Source organism: Actinomadura spongiicola, assembly GCF_003432485.1.
GTDB classification, from domain to species: domain Bacteria; phylum Actinomycetota; class Actinomycetes; order Streptosporangiales; family Streptosporangiaceae; genus Spirillospora; species Spirillospora spongiicola.
Genome location: NZ_QVNQ01000015.1, coordinates 16426 through 38184, shown reverse-complemented (window position 1 = coordinate 38184; position 21759 = coordinate 16426). Strand labels below are relative to the sequence as shown.

Below are 21759 nucleotides of genomic sequence, written 5' to 3'. Positions count from 1 at the left end.
AGTGGGGTGGCGTTTCTCTGGGATAGGTGCTGTGTGGCGGAGAAGTCGGTGGTGAGCAGCACCATGTCGTGTCGAGCCGGGACGCGGCGAGGACCATCTCGACGAAGACTTGATGGTTGCGGCACAGCACCGCGACTTTGTCGACGTCCACACGGTGGCGAGAGGTGCCGCTCGCTGTTCGAGTTGTCGGTGCGAACGGCGTCCCGCGCTCCTGGGGTGTGGTTTCCGAAGCGGTCAGGGTGATTGCTTGAGGTACGCAGGAGCCGAATGGGTGCCGTGTTGCGGTTCCGTGCCTAGGTCGTCGGTGTGGAGTGATGCGGGTTTGCGTCCGGTACCTGTTGAGGGGTGCGCAGTCGGCGGGTAGCGGGGCGTCGGTCAGGGGCGGCGTGGGGAAGAGCGGCGTTTAGGAGGGGAGTCGCGGTCTTGTCGTTGGCGGGCGAGCGCTGAAAGGAGACGCTCGCGGGCCTCGACTCGGGACATGGCGGGCAGGCGGTTCGGAAGTGTGGAGGCCAGGGCTGGAGGCGCGTCGACAAGCCCTTCATCGTCGACGGTGGCCTGGTCACCGGTCCAGGGGCCGAGCAATATCGCGGAGACGGAGCCGGAATGCCGGCCGAGGAGCTTGTGGATCCGCTCGTCCTCGGTCGCACAATCTGCCACCAAGAGAAGGCGGCGTCCCTGCGTTACGCCGGTGTTCTGGCGGATGGCGAGTTCGGTTTCCAGGTACGCCAGTGCGGCATCGAGGTTGCCGGAAATGAAGAGGCCGGCGGTGTCGTCGTCGAGAAGTTCGTCTTCGCCCAAGCCGAACAGAGTGATGGCGTCGGCGCGGGGGATCACCACGAGAGAACTGTCGCCGTACTCGTCGAGGGCGGTCAGGGCCAGGGCTCGTGCGGAAGCGACGGCGCCTGGACCCGTCAGTCCGGTGGAGGGAGCGGCGAAGGGATCCAGCTCGGGACGGAATGTGAGCAGGGCGGGCTGGGCGTTCGTGGTCATGGCCGCGGAGACCGCGGACAGTCCCACGGCGGCGCAGATGCGGCGTCGAAACGAGTAGCAGATCGCCGCCGCTGCGGGTAGCAGGAGGCCGAGGAGCAGGACCGGCTCCAGAAGGAACGGACGCGAGTCGAGATCTTGCGCCTGGCGGGGGGTGAGGGTCGGCTGGGGAGCCGGTGAGACACGCGGTGGCGACTTTTCCGGGCGCGCCGGTGATGGGGACGTAACCTTCGGGGCATCGGTCACGGTGGGTCGGGGGCGGGGCTTGTCGATTCGCTTCGGCGGTGGGGGATCCCGTCTGACTTTGAACTTCCATTCGAATCGGTCGCTCCGATGGGAGAATTCCCGGTCGCGTCCGGATCGCCTCCGGGATCGTTCGTACATCGCCAGCCATGCCTCCTTGCACTTGTGCGCCGCGTGCCTGTCGCCGGACATCTGGGCTCGACGACAGACCGGCGGTAGGGACCTGTGCGGCTCAGGTGCGACGGAGGCGACCGCCTCGACGGGGGTGGCCACGCTGATCGAGATGAAGCCGGCCAGGGCGGTGCAGCCCAGTACTCCGGTGGTGTGGCGGAGCAAGTCGCCGAGCATCGCGACAGAAGCGGGCTGTGTCAGGAAACGGTACATCTCTGCCCCGGGGGATCGCGTCGGTCACCGTGTGAATGCCGATCGTAGTCACTTCGGCTACGGAGTGTTCGGTATTGCTCACAGTCGATTAGGAGATCATTTGAGTCCGCTCGATCTCCCCGGGTTGATATACCTGGCATCTCCGGAAGAATCCGGATGAACACGCGCATTCTGGACGTTGTACCTCGGGGAGGCGCGCACCGCGGTCGCCTCATCGACGGCCACCGCAGATGGTCGCGGGCCCGCCGAGGTTCGGCGAGCGTGGCGGGCTGAACTGACGCGGGAGAAGACCGCCGAGGTGGTCGACGGCTGAAGCTGCCCAAATTGGGGGTGGAGGCGCCGTTGTGCCGGTCGGGGGATGGAAAAGCCGCTTCCGTGTACCACATGCGCGGTTCATCGTGATGCTCGCGTTGCGTGGATGCCGTAGGTGCCGGTCCAGGCGTGCAGCGGCCGGTGCGGCGTGCCGTGCGCTGCCGCCGGTGAACCCCGGACTGGTTGACGAATCGGTTCTGTCTCGCCTCCGATCCGGAGCGGTTAAGCGCTCTGCTTCATCAAGGGCCGGGAAATGGACAACCAGCGTCGAAAGGGGCGGGGTCAGAACGGGTGGGTGGGGCGGGGGACGGCGCTCCCTCTCGGTGATCTTCGTGCCGCTGTCGGTGCCGCACGGTGTCGGTGATGTCCTGCCCGAGTCTGCTCCGGCCGCGTGCGCGCGGCCGGAGTATCGGGGCTCTCGGAGAAGACTTCCCATGCGGTGAAGGCACGGCATGGTCCGACGTCGTTCTGCGGTTGTGCCGGGGTGTCAAGGTGGTCGCGTCCGGACTAGAAGGTTGTCTTGTCGGTGCGCGAGCTCAAGCGGCCCGCGCTTCACGTCGCCGAGCGGATGGCGCCGGCGACCTTGAGACTGCGGCCGCTTCTGGTTGCCGCCGCCAGGTTCTGGATGAATTCCCCTTAGAGGCTCTGGGGTGCGGGGAGTGGTTGGGGTTAGGCGGCTGAGGGGAGGGGGTCTGGGTGGGCCTGGAGGACGTCGTACATGCCTAGCGGGAGGGTGTCGTCCCAGAGCCAGTCGTTGATCGTGCCGTCGAAGTCCGCGGGTGGAGCCACCGTGAGGAGGCGTGGTGTTCGGGGGGACAGGGCCACGTGGAAGGCGGTCGGGGGAGTGAGCGGGGTGCGGCGTGTGGAGCCCCAGAAGTCGTTGAAGTCGCCCTGGGCGAGTTGAAGGTCGGTGGCGATGGTGCGGGTGCGCGCCGCCGGGCCCGTGGCGAGCCAGGACCAGTGGTCGGTCAGGAGGCGCCGGGCCGTCGTGCGGAGGACGTTGAGGGCGGCCAGGTCGTGGGGGCAGGCGACCTCGCTGATCTGGATTTCGGGGAGGCCGAAGCGGCGGAGCCCGCGGGTCTGCAGCCGGACGCAGGCACAGCCGTTCACGCCCTCGGGGTCCATCTCGGGGTCGGGGGCCGTGCAGTGGCCGTTGGCCCGGGAGGGTGGCAGGACGTCGCCGAGCCAGTGATCGCCCAATACGAAACGTGTTCTCTCGGGGGCGGACGGTGTGAGGATGTGGCCCGTGACCAGGTCGGCCATGATTCCGCCGGTGGCCTCGGCGATGGTGTGGGCGGCCGAGCGGGCGACCTGGACGCCGCGGGGCTGGTCGGTGATCGGCGCGAAGGCGGTGACGACGGCGAACTCGGACGCGTTGTTGAAGGTGCGTGCGGCGTGCCGGTCTTCGAGCCGGGCCGCCTTGATCCGGCCGGGATCCCAGCACAGGGTGGTGAGGTCCTCGCGGGTGACCTGGAGCTGGGGTGAGCCGAGGCGGCCGGTGATGTGGGCGTGGAAGGGGCCGGTCGGATGTTCGTGGAGGAGGCCGACGAGGTCGTGCGGGATGCTCTCGGCGGCGACGGCGAACCGGGTGGTCGTGGTCGACGGAACGGGGAACGTGATCGTGGCCATGGGAGGCCGCTCCTTCCTGGCGGCGGCGGGACGTGGCCAGCATGTACCGCCGCCGCGGCGGGAAGCAGCAGAATCCCGTTCTGTGGATAACGCGGGTCAGCGGAAGAGCGGGTCGATGAAGTCGGCTCCCAGACCGACCTTCTCGAAGTGCTCGCGGCACAGCGCGATGTAGTCGTGGACGTCGAAGTACCCGTCGGGCTCGCCGTTCTCGTCCAGCCAGATGAGGGGGCCCTTGACGATGAACAGCGTCTTCATCGGCTCTTCGTCCTCGTAGGCGACGAGGGTGTGGCCCTCTCCGGGCGCCTCGTAGATGAAGTCACCGGCGGTGGCCGTCCAGGGACGTTCGAGGTATCCCCACTTGCCGGAGATGGTGTAGGCGAACACCTCGTGCGGGTGGTAATGCCGGTTCACCAGACCGGCGCTGGTGGCGCGGAGGATGTCCGACCAGGTGTTGTCCTTGACGTTGATCCAAAGCGGGCGGGAGCCGACGGTCTCGGTGAACGGCACGTAGTAGCGGTCGTCGTCGGTGGCGACGTTCGACAGGTAGAGCTCCGGCAGGGCGTCCGGCTTCTGCGAGTTCTCGATGGGCTTCAGGTTCTTCCAGAACTCCGTGGTCGCGTCCTCGGGCATGGACGGGTGCCTCCCCAATGTGCGTGGTCCGTTGTCCAGCAGTGAACCGCGTCGGGCCCGGGGTTGTCCTCGACTACGAGATCTTCGTCGGATCCGGCGCGGCCGGAGGCTCGCGGGCGCGTCGCGGCCGGGGCGGGTGTGGGGGCGGAGGACTGTCTGTCCATGGGCGACACGCCGTTGACCATGAAAAAGACCAGCTTCGGCCGAATTCGCGGTGATTCGCGCGGCATCGACGGTCTAATCGGGGGAATGTGTACGTTGGGGAGATCAACACTGCTGTGAGCTGCGGGGACGGGCCCCGCTGCCCAGCCTTGCGAACAGGAGGTCCCCGTGGCTCGAACATTGTCGAGGGGCACCCGCGTCACCGGTGCCGAACGCACCAGGCTCGCCGCCGAGCTGGCTCCGCGGTACGCGGCCGGTGAGAGCATCCGTGACCTGGCGGCCGAGACCGGTCGGTCGTACGGGTTCATCTACAACGTGCTGAAGGAGGCGGGCGTGCCGCTGCGGGGCCGTGGCGGCAACACGAGGCGCAGGAAGGCCTGACCCGCTCCCGAGAAGAGGAAGAGAGCACATGATCGGAAGTCCCCCTCGCCCCCCGGGGGGACGCCGTGCCCTAGAAACGGCGGAACGCCCCGGTGACCTCGAGGCGTCCGTTCAGGCTGGCGAGGTCCGCGGCGGCCCGCCCGGCCACCCAGCCCTCGTAGTTGGACACCGAGCCCGCCCGTCCCTTGGCGAGGTTCGGGAACATCGTGTCGACGGCCTCGTCGACGGCCCGGTCGCGTGCGGCCAGTACGGGAAGCAGATCCTTCCCGCCGGCGCCCGCGGCCGCCCGGTGCGCCGCCTCACGCAGCCGCTCCCCGATGCGGGCGGCGTAGGCGTTCAGGAAGGCGTGGCGGAACGAACGCGTGCGTGACCGTCCCCGCGCATCGCGCCTGGGACCCGCGTTGACCATCGCGGACGTCGCCTGGACGAGCAGCGACGTGAACAGCATCTCCACCGCCGCCAGATCGGTCGGGAAACCCAGGACCGTGGAGAACCCCAGTTCTCGATGCCACACCGCCCGGCAGCGGTTGGCGTCGGCGACGACCGTCAGCAGGACCGCCTTGGGCGCGTCGTAGGGGTTGTCCACCGGGATGCGTCGTCCGGCCGGACCGCCTGTGTCCCCTGTCTCCGCCGCCAGTACGGCGTTGTCGATGCTGTGACGCGCCATCAGCTCCTGGGCGCGTGCGCTGAGGGCCTCGGCTTCTTCGGGGAACTCGGTCGACTCGGCCTTGGCCAGGAGCGCTCTGACGCGGCCGAGTATTCGTTGGTCGACGTCGCGCGTGGTCGGCCGCTCTGAGTCGGGTGCGCCGGTGCTGGTGGACGTCCCCGGGGGCGGGCCCAGGCTCGGTAGCCTCGGGAGGTTCTCCAGGAGGTCGACGAGTTCGAGGGCAGAGGCGACGTAGACCGCGCGTTCGACGCCTTCGCGTTCGCACCAGAGTTCCGGGTGCTCGTCGTCGTCCTCCCACCACACTTCCGCGGCGAGGACGGCGAGTTGCTCGTGCCACTGGTCGTCGACGGTGGCGGCGGAGTAGGCCCGCAGTTCGCCCGCGATCGCGTCCGTCATCAGCCGTGCGTGCCTGGACGTGCGGCGGCGGGACGTGTACCGGACCACGTCGGCGGGTTGCCAGCCACGCTCCCAGGCCGCCGTGACGGCCCGGCGGAGCCGCGTGGCGAGGCAGCGGTCGGCGGCGAGCCTCCACCGTGCCCCGTCGTCCTCGGGGGAGTCGGGCCGGCCGGTCAGCCGCGCGACGAGCGTCTCGAACGTCGCGGTGTCGCCGAGTGCGAGCGACCGCACCGCCTCGGCCGTCAGGTCGCCCGCGGCATCGGTGAGCGACGGCCGGGCCTCCGGCTCTTCCGGCCGCGAACGCCGCCATGCCTTACGCACCGCCACTCCCGTCCTCCGAGGTCCATGCGCAAGACGCATACTGCCATCCGGGGCCGCGGGACTCGCCGGTCAGGGGTGGATCGGTGTCCGCGTACGAAAGCCCCTGACCGTGGCGGCCAGGGGCGTCGGAGCGACCGGCGATCTACGCGTCGTCGTCGCCTCGCATCTCCTCGACCACGACGCTCTGGTAGGCGCGGGACGGGTCGGGCACGTAGCTCAGCCGCGCGAGGGCCTTGCCCTCGTGGTCCCTGATCTCGAAGTGGTATCCCTCGGTGGTGTCGCCGATGTGCGCGACGGCCTGGTCGTGCCGGAGGCGGCACATCGTGTCGACCTTCTCCAGCGCCACCTGCAGGCTCCCCGCGTCGCTGATGAGCCGTGCCGGCTCACTCGTCTCCCAGATCTCGAACATGCGTCGTGTCCTGTCGGCGGTCGGAAGGAACGGGCGGGGCATTCCAGACGTCGGAGACAGCTTGGACCCAATTGATGGATGTTTCAATCAGCCGGGGTATCGGATTGATCACTATTCGAAGTTGTCCGGGCTCATACCGTCATGTCCGCATGTGGCGGCGGGTCGATGCTTTCGTCGGGCGCGCTTGGACCGGTAAAATCCGCCGCCCACGGCCGAGCGTGTACGAACGGTCGGGCATGCCCAGGACGGCCGGCCGTCTCGGGCTCGCGTCAGTCTCCTTCGACGAAGGACACTACCGCCTCCCTCGCCTCCGGTTCGAGGAAACGCAGAAGTGACTCTCCCTCGGTGGTCAGTTCGTCGATGGCCGCCCGGGGAAGCGGCTCGAAGGGACGCAACCGCAGTGTGGCGACCCTGCGCTTGTACTCCGTCTCCCAGACGCCGTGCGCGAAGCCGTCCCAGAGGAAGACGGCCCGGACGCGGAGGTTCTTGGTCGTGAGGGACGGGCGGTGCGCGTCGGCGATGACGCGCCTGCGGTCGGCGTGCGCCAGTACGAGACTGTCGAACTCGGGCAGGAACCGTGCTGGCGCCGGTACGTCCTCGTCCGGCCGTGGGGCGTCGGGCAGATCGAACAGTTCTCGCCCCTTGTCATCGGTGAAGACACGGAGCCTGGGGCGTAGGCGCTCCCATGCCTCGGCGGTCGCCGACAGGCCGGACCAGGTTTGCGCGTCGGCGGCGGACGCGGGCCCGTAGGCCGCCAGGTAGCGGAGCAACAGTTCGTCGATCGCCGGTCCAGGGGACGGGTCGGCGCCCAGCCAGGCATCGGCCAAGGTGAACTGTGAGTTGCGGGGGAAACCCCACCTGTCCTCGGTCGGGACCATGACCAGCGGCACGCAAAGTCGGACGGCGTACCCGAGGGCCCGATCGTTGACGTCCGGGAACTCTTCCTGGAGCAGCGCACGTGCCTCGTTGAACGTGCGAGGTCCCCGCTCGAAGAGCGCACGCGCCACCTGGACGACCTTGGGCACGTCAAGGTTCTCGGCGCGGTCGCCCAGGACGCGCAGGGCGGTGTCCAGCATGGGCTGCATCGTCGTCCGGAACGCCGTGTAGTCGTCGCCCGTCACCAGATGCAGGGTGGCCCGCATCATCGTCGCTCGGACGAGCGACCGGTCGTGCAGCGCGCTGTGCAGATCGGACGCCTGGAAGCCGTCCAGCCGCGTCCAGAGCCCCAGGTACGGCGGTTTCGGCTCCTGCGCCTGCATCCCACAGAGCCGTCCCACCGCCTCGGTCACCGTGATCGGCTCCCGCGCGAGCAGAAGTTGACGGGCCAGGGTGGCTCGGTTGAGGGCTCGGACGCTCAGCATTTCTGGCACCCCTCCAGCATGCCTTGACCGTCCGACAGTGCTCGGCGCCGCGTGAGCCGCCCCGGCGGGGACGATGTTGGTGGCGGCGAGGGCTGAACCGCCGCAGGCTGCGGTTGACGTGCTGACCGAGGACCTGGTCGAGGTGCTCGCTCACGATCACCTTTCGGATGTGTGGATCAAGGGACGGGTGTGAGACTCCCGCGCCGCGGGTTCGGCCGGGTGTGCCGCCCCGGTGCCTAGCTGATGTTCGTGCGAGGACGCGGTGTGGATGTCCGGCTCGGCACCCGGACAGATGCGGCGATTCAACTTTGGCGGGCCTCAATTGAACGGGCGTCCCGGTCGGCCGGTCAGTGCCTCGTCTCGTCGGTGAAGGGGACCGGCCGCGCGGGTCTGTGCTGGTCAGGACGTTCCGAGCGCCGGGTGAGTGGGGGGCGATGTGAACGCGAACGATCGAACGGCGTCGGGGTTACGGGCAGGAATTTTTTCCAAATGCACGTGCATCAGCCCTTGCACCTGCACGCCATCCCTAGCAGGATGAGCGCCGGACCTGCCACGTGAACTCCCCGGAGATCGCGATGAACGCACACTTGAGTGACAGTGACCGACAGGCGCTGCGCCTTGCCCAGGATCTCCGCGAGGAGATGCGGGCGGCGCTTCCGCCGCTGCCGACAACGCCGTCGGTCTCCCCGTTCGTCGACCAGGCGGGGACGCCGAGCGTCCTGCTTCGGTTGGACGCCGACGCCGCGCGTGCGCTGATGGCGCTGCTGGCCGGGAGGCGCGTGGAGCGCGAGGTCGCGCCGCCCGCCGAGCCGCGCCGGGCGGACGGCACACATGTGCCGCCCTCCGTCCCGCCTCCCACGGCGCAGGCGGTGCCCGCGGCCCAGGGACCGGTGATCGCCGCGGTCTCCCCGCTCGGGGAACCCGCGTACGCCGAGTCGCCGTTCATCGCGCCGCAGCAGGTCGCCGGGGGAACGGGCCCGACACCGCTCATGCAGTCGCCGATCTATCCGGCGCGCTGACCAGGCCTCCCATCGAGCACGCTCACGGGCCCTGAGCCGCTCGCGGCGGGCTGAGGGCCCGGACGGACGAGCGAACGGCCCGTCATCGCGTCCTCTGGCATCGTGTGCTTGTGCATGGCGAGGTCCTTGCGTGCGCGCGTCGTACTTCCGGCTGCCGTTGCAGCGTCGGCGCCTCTTCTCACAGCGGGCCGAGTTTCTGGGCGGATGAGCGTACGGCCCGTCTTCAGGTCTCCTGCTGCCTGTGCTGTGTACGGAGAGGTCCCTGTGTGCGCTGTGTCGCACTTCCGGACGCCGTTACAGCGCCTGCGCCTCCTCAGCTGTTCCATCCAACTTTCGCCGAGCTCACGGCTACTTCGGGGTCGTGAGCTTGGCCACATCGCCCTCCGCTGTCCCGGGAAGCAACGCCACACCGAACAGCCGCGTGCCAGCGCGCCACAACAGCTTTCTCGCTGCTTGCGTCGGCCCCCGGCGCCCCGGAGGCCTCAGCTTGTGACGAGTTGCACACGGCTTACCGCGGTCTTCGGTCCGCCCTCTGACGCCGTCCCATAGGTGCCCGTGGCAAGCAATCGCGCACGCCGAGCCCTTCTCCCGTGAAGTAAGCCCGGGGCGTGTGAGTCGCGCTCAGAGTGCCCGGCGCGGTGTTGCCGGAAGGCTTGGACGCGGTGGTCCGCTGACGCCCGTCCATGCCGCCTTCCCGGCGTTCAAGGGCGCGCGGGTCGGGCCCACACCATGGACGTAAAGATCCTTTTCCTTGGCGCCGGAAGAGGCTCGACTGGACGACAACGCCGTCCCCATAAGCGCTCCGGGTTAGTTCCCGAGAAAAAGATCTACCTGGCCGAAGGTAAAGAAATCGCCCGTTTGGCGAAACCACGGTAATGCCGTATATAGTCAACCCCAGGTCGAGGTCAATGAACCGTTGACCTGGTCAAACGCAGAGCCGTCGCATCCCGCCCGCCAGGCGGGGTCAACGTTGCCGAACTGCGGCCGTCCCATGCACCGGCCGTGCCCCGGCTGGGCCCGTGAGCCCCCGGTCGGCATTTCTCCCGCTTCATCGAAGCCCGTGTCACACGCACGCCCAAAGACGGGCGTGCGCCGTTGAGCGCGGGCGCGGTCCGCCATGCCCATGGGCCGTTTCACGCGGGTGTTCTTTCGCGGCGGTGATCTCCCGAGTCCTGAGTCTCGGAGCCGTTTCCCTCTGCCCGGATCCCGGCATGCGCCGGCCGGCGCGGAACGGCAGCCCTGTACCCCGAACGAAGGAAATTCATGCAGCAGCGAGCGATCAATGTCATCCTCTCCGGCGTCACCGGCACCGCCCTGGCGGGCATGCTCGTCGCCGGCGTCGCAGCCGCGAGCGATGACTCCGCTCCCAGCGAGAACCAGTTCCACCCGAAGCAGGCCGTGGCCGCCCAGCAGCAGCAAAAGGCCACTACGCGGCACTCCGACCTGGGTGCTGTGAAGGGCGTCGAGAAGGGCGCCGTCAAGGGCGCCGACAAGAGCGCCGAGAAGCGTGACGCGAAGTCCAAGGCTTCGGAGAGCGCGAGTGAGAAGAAGGACCCCGAGGTCCTTCTCAGCGGCGAGACCACCGCGTCCTACTTCTGGGACGACGGCTCCGGCGTCCGGGGCGACACCGGCGCGCCCGCGAGCGGGAAGCCGATGCAGAAGGGCATGTTCGCCAGCCCGAGCTGGCCCATGCTCACCAAGGTCAAGGTCAGCTACAACGGCCGCAGCGTCGTCGGCTTCGTCGGGGACCGGGGGCCGGGCGCGCCCTCGCACCGCGGCATCATGCTCGACCTGGACACCTACACGTTCCGGTACCTGCTGGACGGCGAGAAGCCGAAGAGCAAGTACCACGCCGGAACCGGCCAGGGGCACCTCAAGGGCCTCAAGTGGGAGGTCCTGGACTGGGGCCCCGGCAAGGGCAAGAAGGGCAAGCCCCGCCCGTTCGGTTCAGGATGATCTGAGGCCGCACGCGGGTCGTCCGCGGCGCGGCCTCTCCAGACCCGGCACAGGGCTGCCGGTGCATGGAAAATCGGGGATTCCCCGGTGTCGCAAGATCACCGGGGAATCCCCATTTTCAGGTCGCTCTCACGCGCCAGCTCCCTCGACAGCGCCAGCGCCGCGGTCCGGACGGCCGGGGCCAGCCGGTCCAGATCCAGCCGGTACGCGTTCCCGGTGATGGAGAGCGCGGCGATCGGGCGACGTTGCCGGTCGAGGACCGGCGCCGCCACCGCGGACACCCCGGCCTCCGACTCCTCCCGGTTGACGGCGTAGCCGCGGTCGCTGGTGCGGGCCAGCTCCCGCTTCAACAGGCCCGGCATGACGATCGTGTGCGGCGTGTAGCGGACGAGGCCCGCCGCCAGGACGCTCTGCAGCCGCTCGGGCGGCCCGAGGGACAGGAACAGCTTCCCGGTCGCGGTGCAGTACGCGGGCAGCCGCCCGCCCACCCGGGACACGATGGGCATCGAGCGGCGCCCACTGACCTTCTCCAGGAAGAGCGTGTCCGTCCCGTCCATGACGGCGAGGTGGATGTTCTCGTGCGTCGCCTCGTACAGGTCCTCCATGTAGGGGAGCGCGGCCTCGCGCAGCCCACGGGGACGTGGCGCACGCTGGCCGAGAACGAACAGCCGCATGCTCAACCGGTAACCGTATTCGGTGCGTTCGACCCCGCCCCACCGCACCAGCTCGCCCAACAACCGGTGCGCGGTCGGTTTGGGCAGTCCGGTGCGGGCGGACAGCTCGGTCAGGTTCAGCTCGCCGTCGCCTGAGCCGAACGCGTCCAGCAGGCTGAGTCCCCGTGCCAGGACCGACTTCGGCGGTTCCTCACCCGTCCCCTCGATGTCCATGACTCGATGGTCACCGGGATCGTGCCTGTCGGCAAGTGCGGGGAACCGGGCGACGGTCCTGGTCACGGGCGTCAAGCGCCTTCACCGTGCCCGGTGATGGGGGCCTCGATGAGAAGCGGGGCGTCGAGCGACTTGACACCGGCGACGGCGTCGCGCAGCTCTTCGGCGGAGCCGGCGCGGACCGCGTCGATGCCGAACAGGCGCGCGGCGCTCTGCCAGTCGAGCGCCGGCGGGTTGAGGTCCATGCCGACGTACTGTCCGTGCTTCGCCGAGGCGCCGCCACCCTCGTCGAGGGTGTTCTTCAACGTTCTGTACTCGCCGTTGTTCATCACGACGAAGGCTACGGGAACTTCGTAGCGGGCCGCGCTCCAAAGCCCCTGAATTCCGAACATCGCGCACCCGTCGCCGAGCACCGCCACCACGGGACGCTCCGGGTTGCCGAGCCTGGTGCCGATGGCCGCGCCGATGCCCCAGCCGAGTCCGCCGCCGACCGTGTGCACGTACGAACCGGGCAGGTCCTGGCGCAGCACCGCGCGCAGCTCCAGCCCCGCGGTGATCGCCTCCTCGACCACCACCGTGCCGTGGGGGAGCCCGGCGGCGACGGCATGGGCGGCGGCGCGCGGTGCCATCGGGGACGCCCCGTACGCGGCGCGGGCGCGATCCTCCACCTCGCTCCTGGCCGCGGCGTGCTCCGCGCCGAGCCGCTCGATGCGCTCCCGCGCCTCCGGGACGCGGCCGTCCAGCTGCCCGGCGAGCGCCCACAGCGTCTCCGACAGGTTGCCGGTGAGGCCGTGCCGGACGGCGAAGTTCCGGCCGATCTCCGCCGGGTCCTCATCCACCTGCACGATCGCGAGCCCGTCGGGGACGGACGGGCCGGGTGTGTAGTGGTGCGGCATGAACGCGTGGCAGCCGACGATGAGCGCCACGTCGTGCGCGGCGAGCCGCTCGCGGATGATCGCGTTGCGCGGCGCCAGCATCCCCGCGTACAGGGGGTGGCCGGTGGGGAAGTCGATCCCGTCGTTCATCGGCTGGTGGTAGACGGTCGCGCCGAGCCGTTCGGCCACCGCGACCAGGTCGGCGACGGCGCCCGCGCGGCCGACCCCGTCACCGGCGATCACCACGGGACGTTCGGCGCCGGCGAGCAGCGCCACCGCGTCGTGCACGGGGGCCGCGCCCGGACCCGTCACCGGGGAGCGCGCCGGCACCGCGACGTCGGTGTCCTCCTCCAGCAGGTCCATGGGGACCGACACCAGCACGGGACCGGCGGGCGGGCGCGCCGCGAGCGCGAACGCGCGCCGCAGCACGATCGGCAGGTCGTAGGCGTGCTGGACCTCCACCGCGTGCTTGGTCGTCGAAGCGGCCAGCCCCACCAGGTCGCCCGACAGCATCGGGTCCTGGACGAGATGACGCCGGTCCTGCTGCCCCGCGACGATCACCATGGGGGTGCGGGACCGCATCGCGTTCAGCATGCCGATCAACCCGTTGGCGACGCCCGCCGCGACGTGCAGGCTGACCATGGACGTGCGGCGCGACGCGCGGGCGTACCCGTCGGCCATCGCCACGACGGACCCCTCCTGCAAGCCCAGCACGTACCGGAGATCGGGCGCCTCCACCAGCGCGTCCATCAGGGGGAGTTCCGTCGTGCCGGGGTTGCCGAATATCTGGGTGACGCCCTCGTCGCGAGCGATCTCCAGCAGCGCCTCGATCGGCCTCATGTTCTGCCTTTCAGTGCCCGGCCGGGGCGCGGGCTGTTTCGGTAGCCGCCCCCGGGAGGGGGCCTCACATGGTCAACGCCCCGGGGGAGGGGGCGGTTTCGGTGTGCCGGCCCCGCCGGTTCGGCGGGGCCCACTGTCAGTGCTTGGCGGAACCGCCGTCGATGTTGATCGTCTGCCCGGTGAGGAAGCCGCTGCCCTCGTCGACCACGTACAGCAGCGTGGACACCAGGTCGCCGGGTTCCTCGATGGCCCGCACGACCTGCAGGTCGCGGACCCGCTCGAACCCGCCGTCCGCGCCGGTGGTCCGCGCCGCCGTCTCGGTGCGGGTGAGGCCGGGCGCGATCGCGTTCACCGTGATGCCGTACTCGCCGACCGCGCTGGACAGCGCCCGCGTGAACCCCACGAGACCGGCCTTGGACGTGGTGTAGGCGACCAGGTCGGGGGGCCCGAGGAACACCACGGCCGAGACGATGTTCACGATCCGTCCCCAACCGGCGGCCTTCAGGTACGGGAGCGCCGCGGACGTGACCAGGAACGGTCCATCCAGGTTCACCCGCATGATCCGGCGCCAGTCCTCCAGCGTCGTCTTCTCGAACTCCAGCGGCGGGTAGATCCCGGCGTTGTTGACCACGATGTGCAGCCCGCCGAACCGGGCGGCGACCTCCGCCACCGCGGACTCGACCTCATCCGGGTCCGTCACGTCCGCGCGTACGGGATGGAACGCGTCGCCGATCAGCTCGGCGGTCTCGGACATGTCGGCGAGGTCGAGGCCCGCGACCCGGTGCCCGCGGCGGGCGAGGGTGGCCGCGAACTCCCGCCCCAGACCGCCCGCCGCGCCGGTGACGAGGGCGACCCGCTGCGGCGCGTTCCTGGAGGGTGTTTCGCTCATGGGTGGCAGCGTGCGTCATTCCTGCCATAACCGACAAGACGCCCTTTTCACTCATTGAAACGGTGGCCTTGTCGGGACCGGCGCGCGGTCACATGCTCGCCGCATGCCCGTTCCAACGCCGCCGCCGCTCCCCGCCACGGGGGTGGTCGGGGCGCTCGCCGCACCGGACGGAACCGTCCGGGCGCTCGAACGGGCCCTGGACGCACCGGAGGAGACGCGAGCCGCGCCCGTGCGGCTCCCGTCTCCTGGAGAAGGTCATACGCGTCGCGAGCCGGCAGCACCGCACCGCGGTACTGCCGGGTCGTCCTCCCGGGAGCCCGGTCGCCGTGGTCGGCCCGGACTCCCCGGCGTCCGCGTTGCCCGGGTGGCCGGCCCGGCACGCGGCGCCGACGGCCGCCGCCCCGCGCCGCCCCGGCGGGGCGGCGGCCGTCCCGCCCTCAGGACGCGCGGCGGCCCACGGGATCCCGCCCCGCTCAGCCGGTCAGGAGCGGGATGACCGGGGCGAAATTCTCCAGCATCGCGTCCGGCACCTGGTAGTAGGTGAAGCCGTAGCGGTCCCGACGGGCGAGCATCTGCTCGGCGATGTGCTCCGGCGGTCCGACGAACTGGGACGGCATGTCGAGGACGAGTTCGGCCGCCGCCGTCCCCCAGCCTCGCATCACGGCCACCTTGGCGGCGGTCCGGCGCGGATCGGCGCCGAACACGGGCGTCACCATCATGCTCAGTTCGACGTCGCGGCCGTCGGCGGCCTCCCTGACCCAGTCGACCTTGCGGCCGATCGTGTCCGGGAGCCGCTCGGTGATCTCGTCCGAGATCGTCCCTTCGGGGAGGGCGCGGGGGAGGATGCCGATGGTGTCGGCGTGCCGCCCGGCGATGCCGAGCATGCGCCTGCTTCCGGCCCCGACGACGAGCGGTGGACGCCGTGCGGGCGTCGGGAACACCGTCAGGCCGTCCACGCGGTAGTGCTCCCCGGCGAACGTGGTCTTCTCGCCGTCGAGGAGGCTCCGGAGGATCCGCAGCGACTCCTCCAGCCGCCCGACCCTCGTGCCCGCCGCGTCGAACGGCATCCCGGCGGCGGCGTACTCCTCGCGCGACCAGCCCGCACCGATGCCCAGCTCGAACCGTCCGCCCGAAAGATGGTCGAGGGTCGCCGCCTCCTTGGCGAGCATCACCGGGTGCCGGTAGTCGTTGGCCAGGACCATCGTGCCCAGATGGAGCGTACCGGTGACGGACGCGGCCGAGGCCAGCGCGACCATCGGCGCGAGCTGGTCGCCGAACGGTTCGGCGACGAAGTGGTCGCGCAGCACCAGCACGTCGTATCCGAGGTCCTCGGCGCGCCGCGCCGTGTCGGCGAGTTCGGCGCCGGAACGGATCGACTCGCCGACGACGCCAAAGCGGAATGTTCCGTCCATGGAGTGAGCATGCCCGCAGTGGACGCCGTCGCGCTGGCAGGAATCCGACCTGGCCTTCTACCGGCCGCGCGTCGACCGGCGGAACGGGGCGAGTGGCTCGATTCGCCGTCTATTCGGCGCAAGGGCGTCACCGACTGCCCCGCTCTCACCGATCACCTCCAGGCTGCGTCGCCCGGCCCGATTTTGCAACCCGCGCCCCCGTGTGGCCCCCAGTACCTGTTACGAGGTGACCTCAGCCCGCACGCGAACGCGTGATCCGCCCGGTGGAGCGACGCCGGAGGCGAGCGGAACCGGGTGGATCGCGAAGCGATGTCGCGTTCGCCCCAGGGACGGTCACGTAGCGAGCCGCCAGGCGAGCGCAGTGGGCCGGGCCTGCAATAAATACAGCTCACGAATCCAGGAACGTCTGGGCGCGGCGGAACAGGTCGAGGGTGATCCAATGCAGCAGGTCGCCCGTGTCCCTCGGCGCCTTTCCGGCGAATGCGCGGGCGTTCGTGCCCTCCAGGAGGATGCCGAGTTTGAAACACGCGAGCGCCCCGTACCAGGGGAGGGAGTCCAGGTCGCGTCCGGTGACGGCGTCCGCGCGTTCGGCGTAGGCGTCGGCCAGTTCGTCCGCCGTGGGCAGACCGCCCGCCTCGCCGAGCGGCCCGGCCAGCGCCGCGCACTCGTCGGCGCGGTCGGGCCAGGTGGCCAGCAGCCAGCCGAGGTCGAGGAGCGGATCGCCGATCGTGCACATCTCCCAGTCGACGATCGCGGCCACCCCGGGCCCGTCAGGGGAGTACATCAGGTTGGCCAGGTGGTAGTCGCCGTGCAGGATTCCCGGCCTCCACCGCGTCGGGCGGCGCTCCTCCAACCGGCGGGCCACGTCGTCCAGGCCGGGGATGTCGGGGCCCGGATAGCCGTCCAGCGCGCCGTAGGAGTCGAGCTCCGACAGCCAGCGGCTCACCTGCCGCTCCAAGAACCCGGCGGGCCTGCCGAAGTCGCCCAACCCGACGGCCTCGTGGTCGACCGCGCCCAGGGCCGCCGCCGCGCGGGCCGCGTTCAACCCCATCTCGTGGCGGACGGACGCGTCGCCCGCGTGCGGCCGCGGCAGCGTCACCGAGGCGTTGAACCCCTCGACCAGGGTCATCAGGTAGAACACCGCGCCGCCCATGACGGACTCGTCCGGGCAGGCGGCGATGAGTCGCGGCGCGGGGACGTCGGTGCCGTCCAGCGCGGCCAGGACGCGGGCCTCGCGGCGCAGGACGTCGTTCGTCCGGGCGCGCAGACGGCTCGGGCCGCGCCGCAGCACGTAGTCGCGGCCACCCCGCCGGAACCTGACCATCGTGTTCTGCGTGCCCCCGGCCAGTGGCCGGACGTCCTCAAACGGGCCGCCCGGAAGGCCCTGACCGCGCATCCAGCCGTCGAGGACGTCGAAGTCCACCAGCGCGCGGTCGATCTGCTCTGGCTGCACGGTGCGGGTTTCCTTCCGACACGGGCGAACAACGGAGAGTAACAGTCGAGGGAGCGGACGCCCCGGCCGCCGAAGTCACATTCGTCCAAGACGGACGGATCCGTTACCTCCAGGCTGGGCGGGTAGGCAACGAGCAAGGAGGACGCCATGACCTTGGAGATCCGCAGGACCTTCTACCCGCTGATCAACTGTGCCGACACCGCGAAGTCCATGGAGTGGCTGGAGAAGGCGTTCGGTTTCGAGCCGGTGGCCGTCCACAAGGACGACGGTGGCAAGATCGTCCATGCCGAGATGCGGTTCGACACCGGCCTGCTCATGTTCGGCAACGGCGAGCCCGGGACCTCGGCGCTCTACGTCGCGGTCGACGACCCGGACGCCCACCACGACCGCGCGAAGGCCGCGGGCGCCGAGATCTTCCGCGAGCTCGCCGACCAGGACTACGGCTCCCGTGATTACGGGGCCCGCGACCCGGACGGCAACGAATGGTATTTCGGCACTTACCGGCCCTGAGCGACATCGGCCCCGGGCGACACGCGTCGAGACGGAGCCGGCGAGGCCCCGCTTTGAGAGAATCGCGGTCGTGACGGCGGGGCTGTATCTGCGTGATGTCGAGCTCGGCGACGTGGACGCCTACGTCCGGATGCGCTGTGATCCCGTCATGATGGCCGAACTCGGCGGTCCACTGCCCCGCGCCGGAATCGAGGAGAAGGTGCGCCGCGATGTCGGCGAGGCGGCGGCGGGCCTGGCCTGGATCAAGATGATCGTCCCCGACCCGCGCCGGCCCGAATCGGTGGCGGGCATGGTGACGCTCTGGCCGCACGATGTGGACGGCACGGTCTTCTCCGAGATCGGTTGGATGGTCCTGCCGGACTTCCAGGGCCGGGGCGTGGGCAAGCGCGCCGTGCGGATGGTCCTGGAGACGGCGCGTGACGAGAACCGCTGGGGCATCGTCCACGCCTTTCCGGCGACGACGAACGCTCCGTCCAACGGAATCTGCCGCTCCCTGGGTTTCACCTTCCTCGAAACGAAGGACGTCGTCTTCGCCGGACGGATCGTCCCGGCGAACCATTGGTTCATCGACCCGACCACGGACCTCATGCCCGAGCGGTCCGGACCGACCGTGCGATGAAACCGGCCCGCGAAACACCGGACGGCCCGTTCCGGGCGTGACCGCGCCCGAGGCGGGTCACCTGAGCCCGGCGAACAGGTCGTCCTCCTTGTCGGGCGCCTGGACGCGGCAGTAGTGCCGGACGAACGCCTCGAACGAGAACGCCATCCGCTGCATCTCGTCCGGCAGCCGCAGCAGGAAGATGTTCTCGCCCTGGCTCGCGTGCGCCCGCAGGGCCTCCCGCTTGACGTCCACGTGCGCGGACACGTCCACGGTGCTCGTGATCAGTTCGTCTGGGGTGCCGAAGTCCTCGGGCGGATCGAAGTCGATCTCCACGCCCGCCTCGCGGACGGAGTCGAACATGCGGCGGACGCCCGAGCGGGGAATGGCGGCGAAGTACAGCTTGTCGGGAACGCCGGTCTTCTCCGCCGCGGCGAGCGCGATCCGGTGCGCCTGGATGTGGTCGGGGTGCCCGTAGCCGCCGTTCTCGTCGTAGGTGACGACGACCTGCGGACGGTAGTGCTCCATGAGTTCGGCCAGCCGTCCGGCGGACTCGTCCAGCGGGACGTTCGCGAACGCGTCCGGGTCGTCGTTGGCCTCCCAGCCCGCCATGCCGGAGTCGCGGTAGCCGAGCAGCTCCAGATGGTCGATGCCGAGCAGGTCGGCGGACGCGCGCAGTTCGGCGAGACGACGCTGCGCCACCTCGGCGGAGTCGTGCCCCGGCTCACCGGGTTTCACGCCGCCGGAGTCGTCGCCCTGCTCCCCGTTGGTGCAGGTCACCAGGACCGTGCGAACGCCCTCGGCGGCGCAGCGCGCGAGGAGGCCGCCCGTCCCGAGGACCTCGTCGTCGGGGTGGGCGTGGACGGCCATCAACGTCAGTTCGCGATTCATCCGGGACTCCTCCGTCTCAGGCGTCCACTCTACGGCCCGGACGCCCAATGTTGATCACGTCGGAGCGCGGACGCTCGCGTGCCGGAATCGACCTTCGACGGGCGGACCCCCGATGCCGTACGGTCCCGGTATGGGGTCGCCGGTGATTCTGCTCGACGTGGACGGGGTTCTCAATCCTTTCGAGAGGCCGCATCGTGGATTTAAGCGGCAGCGGTGCTCGCCGAACGGCATGACGTTCAAGCTCTGGCTCAATCCCGCGCACGGTCCGTCCCTGCTCGAACTGGCGGAGTCCACCGGCGCGGAACTGGCCTGGGCCAGTTACTGGTGCGACAACGCCAATGTGTGGATAGCGCCCAGGGTCGGGTTGCCGGAGTTGCCATTCGTGCCGATTCCACAGTTCCCGGGCATCGACGAGGGACGGACGCTCGGCGCGTGGAAGGCACGTCATGTGGCCGCGTGGGCGAAGAGCAGGCCGTTCGTGTGGTTCGAGGACGAGCCGGACGCCACCAAATGCATCGCCGGTGAACCGGACGTCGCCGAGCATCTGCTCGTGGAGATCGATCCGCTCACCGGCCTGACCGACGGGCACATCGCGGCGGCCGAGACCTGGCTGAACGCGCTCGACCGCTGAACGCGCCCGCCGTCCGGCCGGCGAGCGGGGGATCAGCAGGTGCCGAGCAGGCGGCTCAGCGCCGACTTCTCCGCCGAGTCGACGGTCAGTCCGTAGCGGTACTTCACGTCGATCCACGACCTGGCGTACATGCAGTGGAACGAGGCGCGCGGCGGCGTCCACTCCGCCGGGTCCTTGTCGCCCTTGGCCTGGTTGACGTTGTCGGTGACGGCCCACAGTTGCGCGCTGGTCAGGTCGTTGGCGAACGTTCGGCGGCGGGCCGTCGACCAGGACGAGGCGCCCGACCGCCACGCCTCGGCGAGCGGCACCATGTGGTCGATGTCGATGTCGGACGCCTTCGTCCAGGTCGCGCCGTCGTAGGGGCTGGTCCACGACCCGCTGGTCGGAGAGCAGTTCGACCCGGTCTTGACGCCCGCCCCGTCCCGCTTGAGGACGACCTCGCGGGTGTTGCAGCTGGCTCCCTGGTCGCTCCAGTGAGGGAACTTGTCCCGGTTGTAGCCGTCGCCGGAGCCCTCGGCGCGGACGGTGAGGGTGGCGAGGTGCCGCGCCGCCGTCTCGGCCTCGGGCGGTGGCGGCGGCGCGGCGGCGGCCGTACCGGTGGTGGCGGGTGACAGCAGGGTGAGGGTGGTGAGGGTGACGGCGGTCGCGATGATCCCCGTTCTGTTCACGGGTGGCTCCTTGTTCGCTGGGGAGCAGGAGCCGTCAGTCTTGAATATTTTGATAAACCCGACATGTCCGTTTGGTTAGCGATGGACACGGTCAGGTAACGGCGTTGGCCAAGAAGTGGCCATCGGTGGGGAGATCACCGCGGCGCAGGTCACATTCGTCCAAGACCGGCGGCCGCGCGGTTCGTAACGTCGAGAACGACCCGGAAGCGAACCGAGGAGAGCCGAACGTGTCGAGATCACCGCTTTTGGACCTGGCCTTCGGATACATGCCGGCGCAGGTCCTGCACGCCGCCGCCGAGATCGGCCTGGCGGACGCGCTCGCCGACGGGCCGCGGACGAGCGCCGAACTCGCCGAGAGGACGGGCACCCACCAGCCGTCCCTGCTCAGGTTGCTGCGCAGCTTGAGCGTCTTCGGCGCCGTCGAACAGAAGGACGACCTATTCGCGCTCACCGCCGAAGGTCGGCGGCTCCGCTCGGACGAACCCGACTCGATCCGAGCCCTCATCAGGTTGTTCTGCGGCCCGGACATGTGGCAGGCCTGGGGCGACCTGACCGAGACCGTCCGCACCGGCGAGTACGCGTGGGGTCGCGTGACCGGTATGACGCCGTTCGAGTTCTTCGAGTCGCGCCCGGAACTGTCCGCGACGTTCAACGCGGCGATGTCCCAGCACACCCGGTTCATCGCACCGGGGATCGTCGAGGCCCACGACTTCGGCCGGTACGGGACGATCGCCGACATCGGCGGGGGCGACGGCACGCTGATCGCCGCGATCCTGCGTGCCGTCCCCGGGCCGCGCGGGCTGCTGTTCGACCAGCCCGGCGGGCTCGCCGCCGCGCCCGACACGCTCGCCGACGTCGCCGACCGCGTGAAGATCGTCGCGGGCGACTTCTTCGCCTCCGTGCCCCCGGACGCGGACGCCTACGTCATCAAGAGCGTGATCCACGACTGGGCCGACGAGAAGGCCACCGCGATCCTGCGGAACTGCCGGGCCGCGATGCGCCCCGACGCCCGGCTGCTCCTCCTGGAGCAGGTGATGCCGGAGATCGTCACCCCCGAGGCGCGGGGCATCGTCAACAACGACCTCAACATGCTCGTCGCGACCGGCGGCCGGGAACGCACCGAGACCGAGTTCCGCGACCTGCTGGAACGCGCCGGGTTCACCGACATCTCGCTGACCGGGCCGCTACCACCCGCCGAGTACCACATCATCGAGGCGCGACCGGCCGCCTAGACGGGGGTTCGGTGCC

20 protein-coding genes are annotated in these 21759 nt (G+C 70.0%); 7 read left to right on the top strand and 13 right to left on the bottom strand.

What is annotated here, in order from left to right; genetic code table 11:
* Window positions 1–375 precede the first annotated feature (375 nt).
* From D0T12_RS35130 to D0T12_RS32990, 3 genes are all read right to left on the bottom strand, one after another.
* Window positions 376–1614 carry a hypothetical protein gene (locus D0T12_RS35130; RefSeq protein WP_147339735.1) on the bottom strand — a complete coding sequence of 413 codons (1239 nt, stop codon included), beginning with the start codon at window positions 1612–1614 and terminating at the stop codon, window positions 376–378.
* A 981-nt stretch (window positions 1615–2595) separates the two neighbouring features.
* Window positions 2596–3555 carry a hypothetical protein gene (locus D0T12_RS32995; protein WP_117404774.1) on the bottom strand — a complete coding sequence of 320 codons (960 nt, stop codon included), beginning with the start codon at window positions 3553–3555 and terminating at the stop codon, window positions 2596–2598.
* Window positions 3556–3651: 96 nt separating this feature from the next.
* Window positions 3652–4185: a 2,4'-dihydroxyacetophenone dioxygenase family protein gene (locus tag D0T12_RS32990; protein WP_117404773.1), complete on the bottom strand. Its 534-nt coding sequence runs from the start codon at window positions 4183–4185 to the stop codon at window positions 3652–3654.
* A gap of 330 nt (window positions 4186–4515) precedes the next feature.
* Between D0T12_RS32990 and D0T12_RS32985 the strand changes: the two genes are divergently transcribed.
* Window positions 4516–4728, top strand: a complete 213-nt coding sequence (locus D0T12_RS32985; RefSeq protein WP_117404772.1) for a helix-turn-helix domain-containing protein — start codon at window positions 4516–4518, stop codon at window positions 4726–4728.
* Between the two features lie 70 nt (window positions 4729–4798).
* Here the strand turns inward: D0T12_RS32985 and D0T12_RS32980 are convergent, their stop codons facing one another.
* The 3 genes from D0T12_RS32980 to D0T12_RS32970 form a co-directional block, all read right to left on the bottom strand.
* The gene (locus D0T12_RS32980) at window positions 4799–6112 is read right to left on the bottom strand and encodes a DUF2786 domain-containing protein (protein WP_158581724.1); all 1314 of its coding nucleotides are present in this window, start codon (window positions 6110–6112) and stop codon (window positions 4799–4801) included.
* Window positions 6113–6254: 142 nt separating this feature from the next.
* The gene (locus tag D0T12_RS32975) at window positions 6255–6521 is read right to left on the bottom strand and encodes a hypothetical protein (RefSeq protein ID WP_117404770.1); all 267 of its coding nucleotides are present in this window, start codon (window positions 6519–6521) and stop codon (window positions 6255–6257) included.
* A 269-nt stretch (window positions 6522–6790) separates the two neighbouring features.
* Window positions 6791–7882 carry a winged helix DNA-binding domain-containing protein gene (locus tag D0T12_RS32970; RefSeq protein WP_199487849.1) on the bottom strand — a complete coding sequence of 364 codons (1092 nt, stop codon included), beginning with the start codon at window positions 7880–7882 and terminating at the stop codon, window positions 6791–6793.
* A 587-nt stretch (window positions 7883–8469) separates the two neighbouring features.
* On the opposite strand from D0T12_RS32970, the gene D0T12_RS32965 reads away from it, so the two are divergent.
* Window positions 8470–8901: a hypothetical protein gene (locus tag D0T12_RS32965; protein WP_147339734.1), complete on the top strand. Its 432-nt coding sequence runs from the start codon at window positions 8470–8472 to the stop codon at window positions 8899–8901.
* 1263 nt (window positions 8902–10164) lie between these two features.
* Window positions 10165–10857, top strand: a complete 693-nt coding sequence (locus tag D0T12_RS32960) for an RlpA-like double-psi beta-barrel domain-containing protein (RefSeq protein WP_117404765.1) — start codon at window positions 10165–10167, stop codon at window positions 10855–10857.
* A 98-nt stretch (window positions 10858–10955) separates the two neighbouring features.
* On the opposite strand, the gene D0T12_RS32955 is transcribed toward D0T12_RS32960, so the two are convergent.
* From D0T12_RS32955 to D0T12_RS32935, 5 genes are all read right to left on the bottom strand, one after another.
* A complete protein-coding gene (locus tag D0T12_RS32955) occupies window positions 10956–11744 on the bottom strand; it encodes an IclR family transcriptional regulator (RefSeq protein ID WP_117404763.1) in 789 nt (262 codons plus the stop codon).
* A 71-nt stretch (window positions 11745–11815) separates the two neighbouring features.
* The gene (locus tag D0T12_RS32950) at window positions 11816–13459 is read right to left on the bottom strand and encodes a thiamine pyrophosphate-binding protein (protein WP_117404761.1); all 1644 of its coding nucleotides are present in this window, start codon (window positions 13457–13459) and stop codon (window positions 11816–11818) included.
* A gap of 136 nt (window positions 13460–13595) precedes the next feature.
* The gene (locus D0T12_RS32945; RefSeq protein WP_117404760.1) at window positions 13596–14348 is read right to left on the bottom strand and encodes an SDR family NAD(P)-dependent oxidoreductase; all 753 of its coding nucleotides are present in this window, start codon (window positions 14346–14348) and stop codon (window positions 13596–13598) included.
* 473 nt (window positions 14349–14821) lie between these two features.
* Window positions 14822–15760: a TIGR03621 family F420-dependent LLM class oxidoreductase gene (locus D0T12_RS32940; protein WP_117404759.1), complete on the bottom strand. Its 939-nt coding sequence runs from the start codon at window positions 15758–15760 to the stop codon at window positions 14822–14824.
* Window positions 15761–16148: 388 nt separating this feature from the next.
* Window positions 16149–17213, bottom strand: coding sequence for a phosphotransferase family protein (locus D0T12_RS32935; RefSeq protein WP_325050861.1), 1065 nt, complete (start codon window positions 17211–17213; stop codon window positions 16149–16151).
* A 147-nt stretch (window positions 17214–17360) separates the two neighbouring features.
* On the opposite strand from D0T12_RS32935, the gene D0T12_RS32930 reads away from it, so the two are divergent.
* Window positions 17361–17723 (top strand): VOC family protein, encoded by a 363-nt coding sequence (locus D0T12_RS32930; protein ID WP_117404758.1) that lies wholly within the window; start codon window positions 17361–17363, stop codon window positions 17721–17723.
* 70 nt (window positions 17724–17793) lie between these two features.
* On the top strand, window positions 17794–18342 hold the full coding sequence (locus tag D0T12_RS32925) for a GNAT family N-acetyltransferase (protein ID WP_199487848.1): 549 nt from the start codon (window positions 17794–17796) through the stop codon (window positions 18340–18342).
* Window positions 18343–18399: 57 nt separating this feature from the next.
* On the opposite strand, the gene D0T12_RS32920 is transcribed toward D0T12_RS32925, so the two are convergent.
* A complete protein-coding gene (locus D0T12_RS32920; protein ID WP_117404757.1) occupies window positions 18400–19212 on the bottom strand; it encodes a PIG-L family deacetylase in 813 nt (270 codons plus the stop codon).
* A 130-nt stretch (window positions 19213–19342) separates the two neighbouring features.
* On the opposite strand from D0T12_RS32920, the gene D0T12_RS32915 reads away from it, so the two are divergent.
* Window positions 19343–19843 carry an HAD domain-containing protein gene (locus D0T12_RS32915; protein ID WP_199487847.1) on the top strand — a complete coding sequence of 167 codons (501 nt, stop codon included), beginning with the start codon at window positions 19343–19345 and terminating at the stop codon, window positions 19841–19843.
* A 32-nt stretch (window positions 19844–19875) separates the two neighbouring features.
* Here the strand turns inward: D0T12_RS32915 and D0T12_RS32910 are convergent, their stop codons facing one another.
* Window positions 19876–20511, bottom strand: a complete 636-nt coding sequence (locus D0T12_RS32910; RefSeq protein ID WP_117404756.1) for an HNH endonuclease family protein — start codon at window positions 20509–20511, stop codon at window positions 19876–19878.
* A gap of 227 nt (window positions 20512–20738) precedes the next feature.
* On the opposite strand from D0T12_RS32910, the gene D0T12_RS32905 reads away from it, so the two are divergent.
* Complete coding sequence (locus D0T12_RS32905; protein ID WP_147339733.1) at window positions 20739–21743, top strand: methyltransferase; 1005 nt, start codon at window positions 20739–20741, stop codon at window positions 21741–21743.
* Window positions 21744–21759 lie beyond the last annotated feature (16 nt).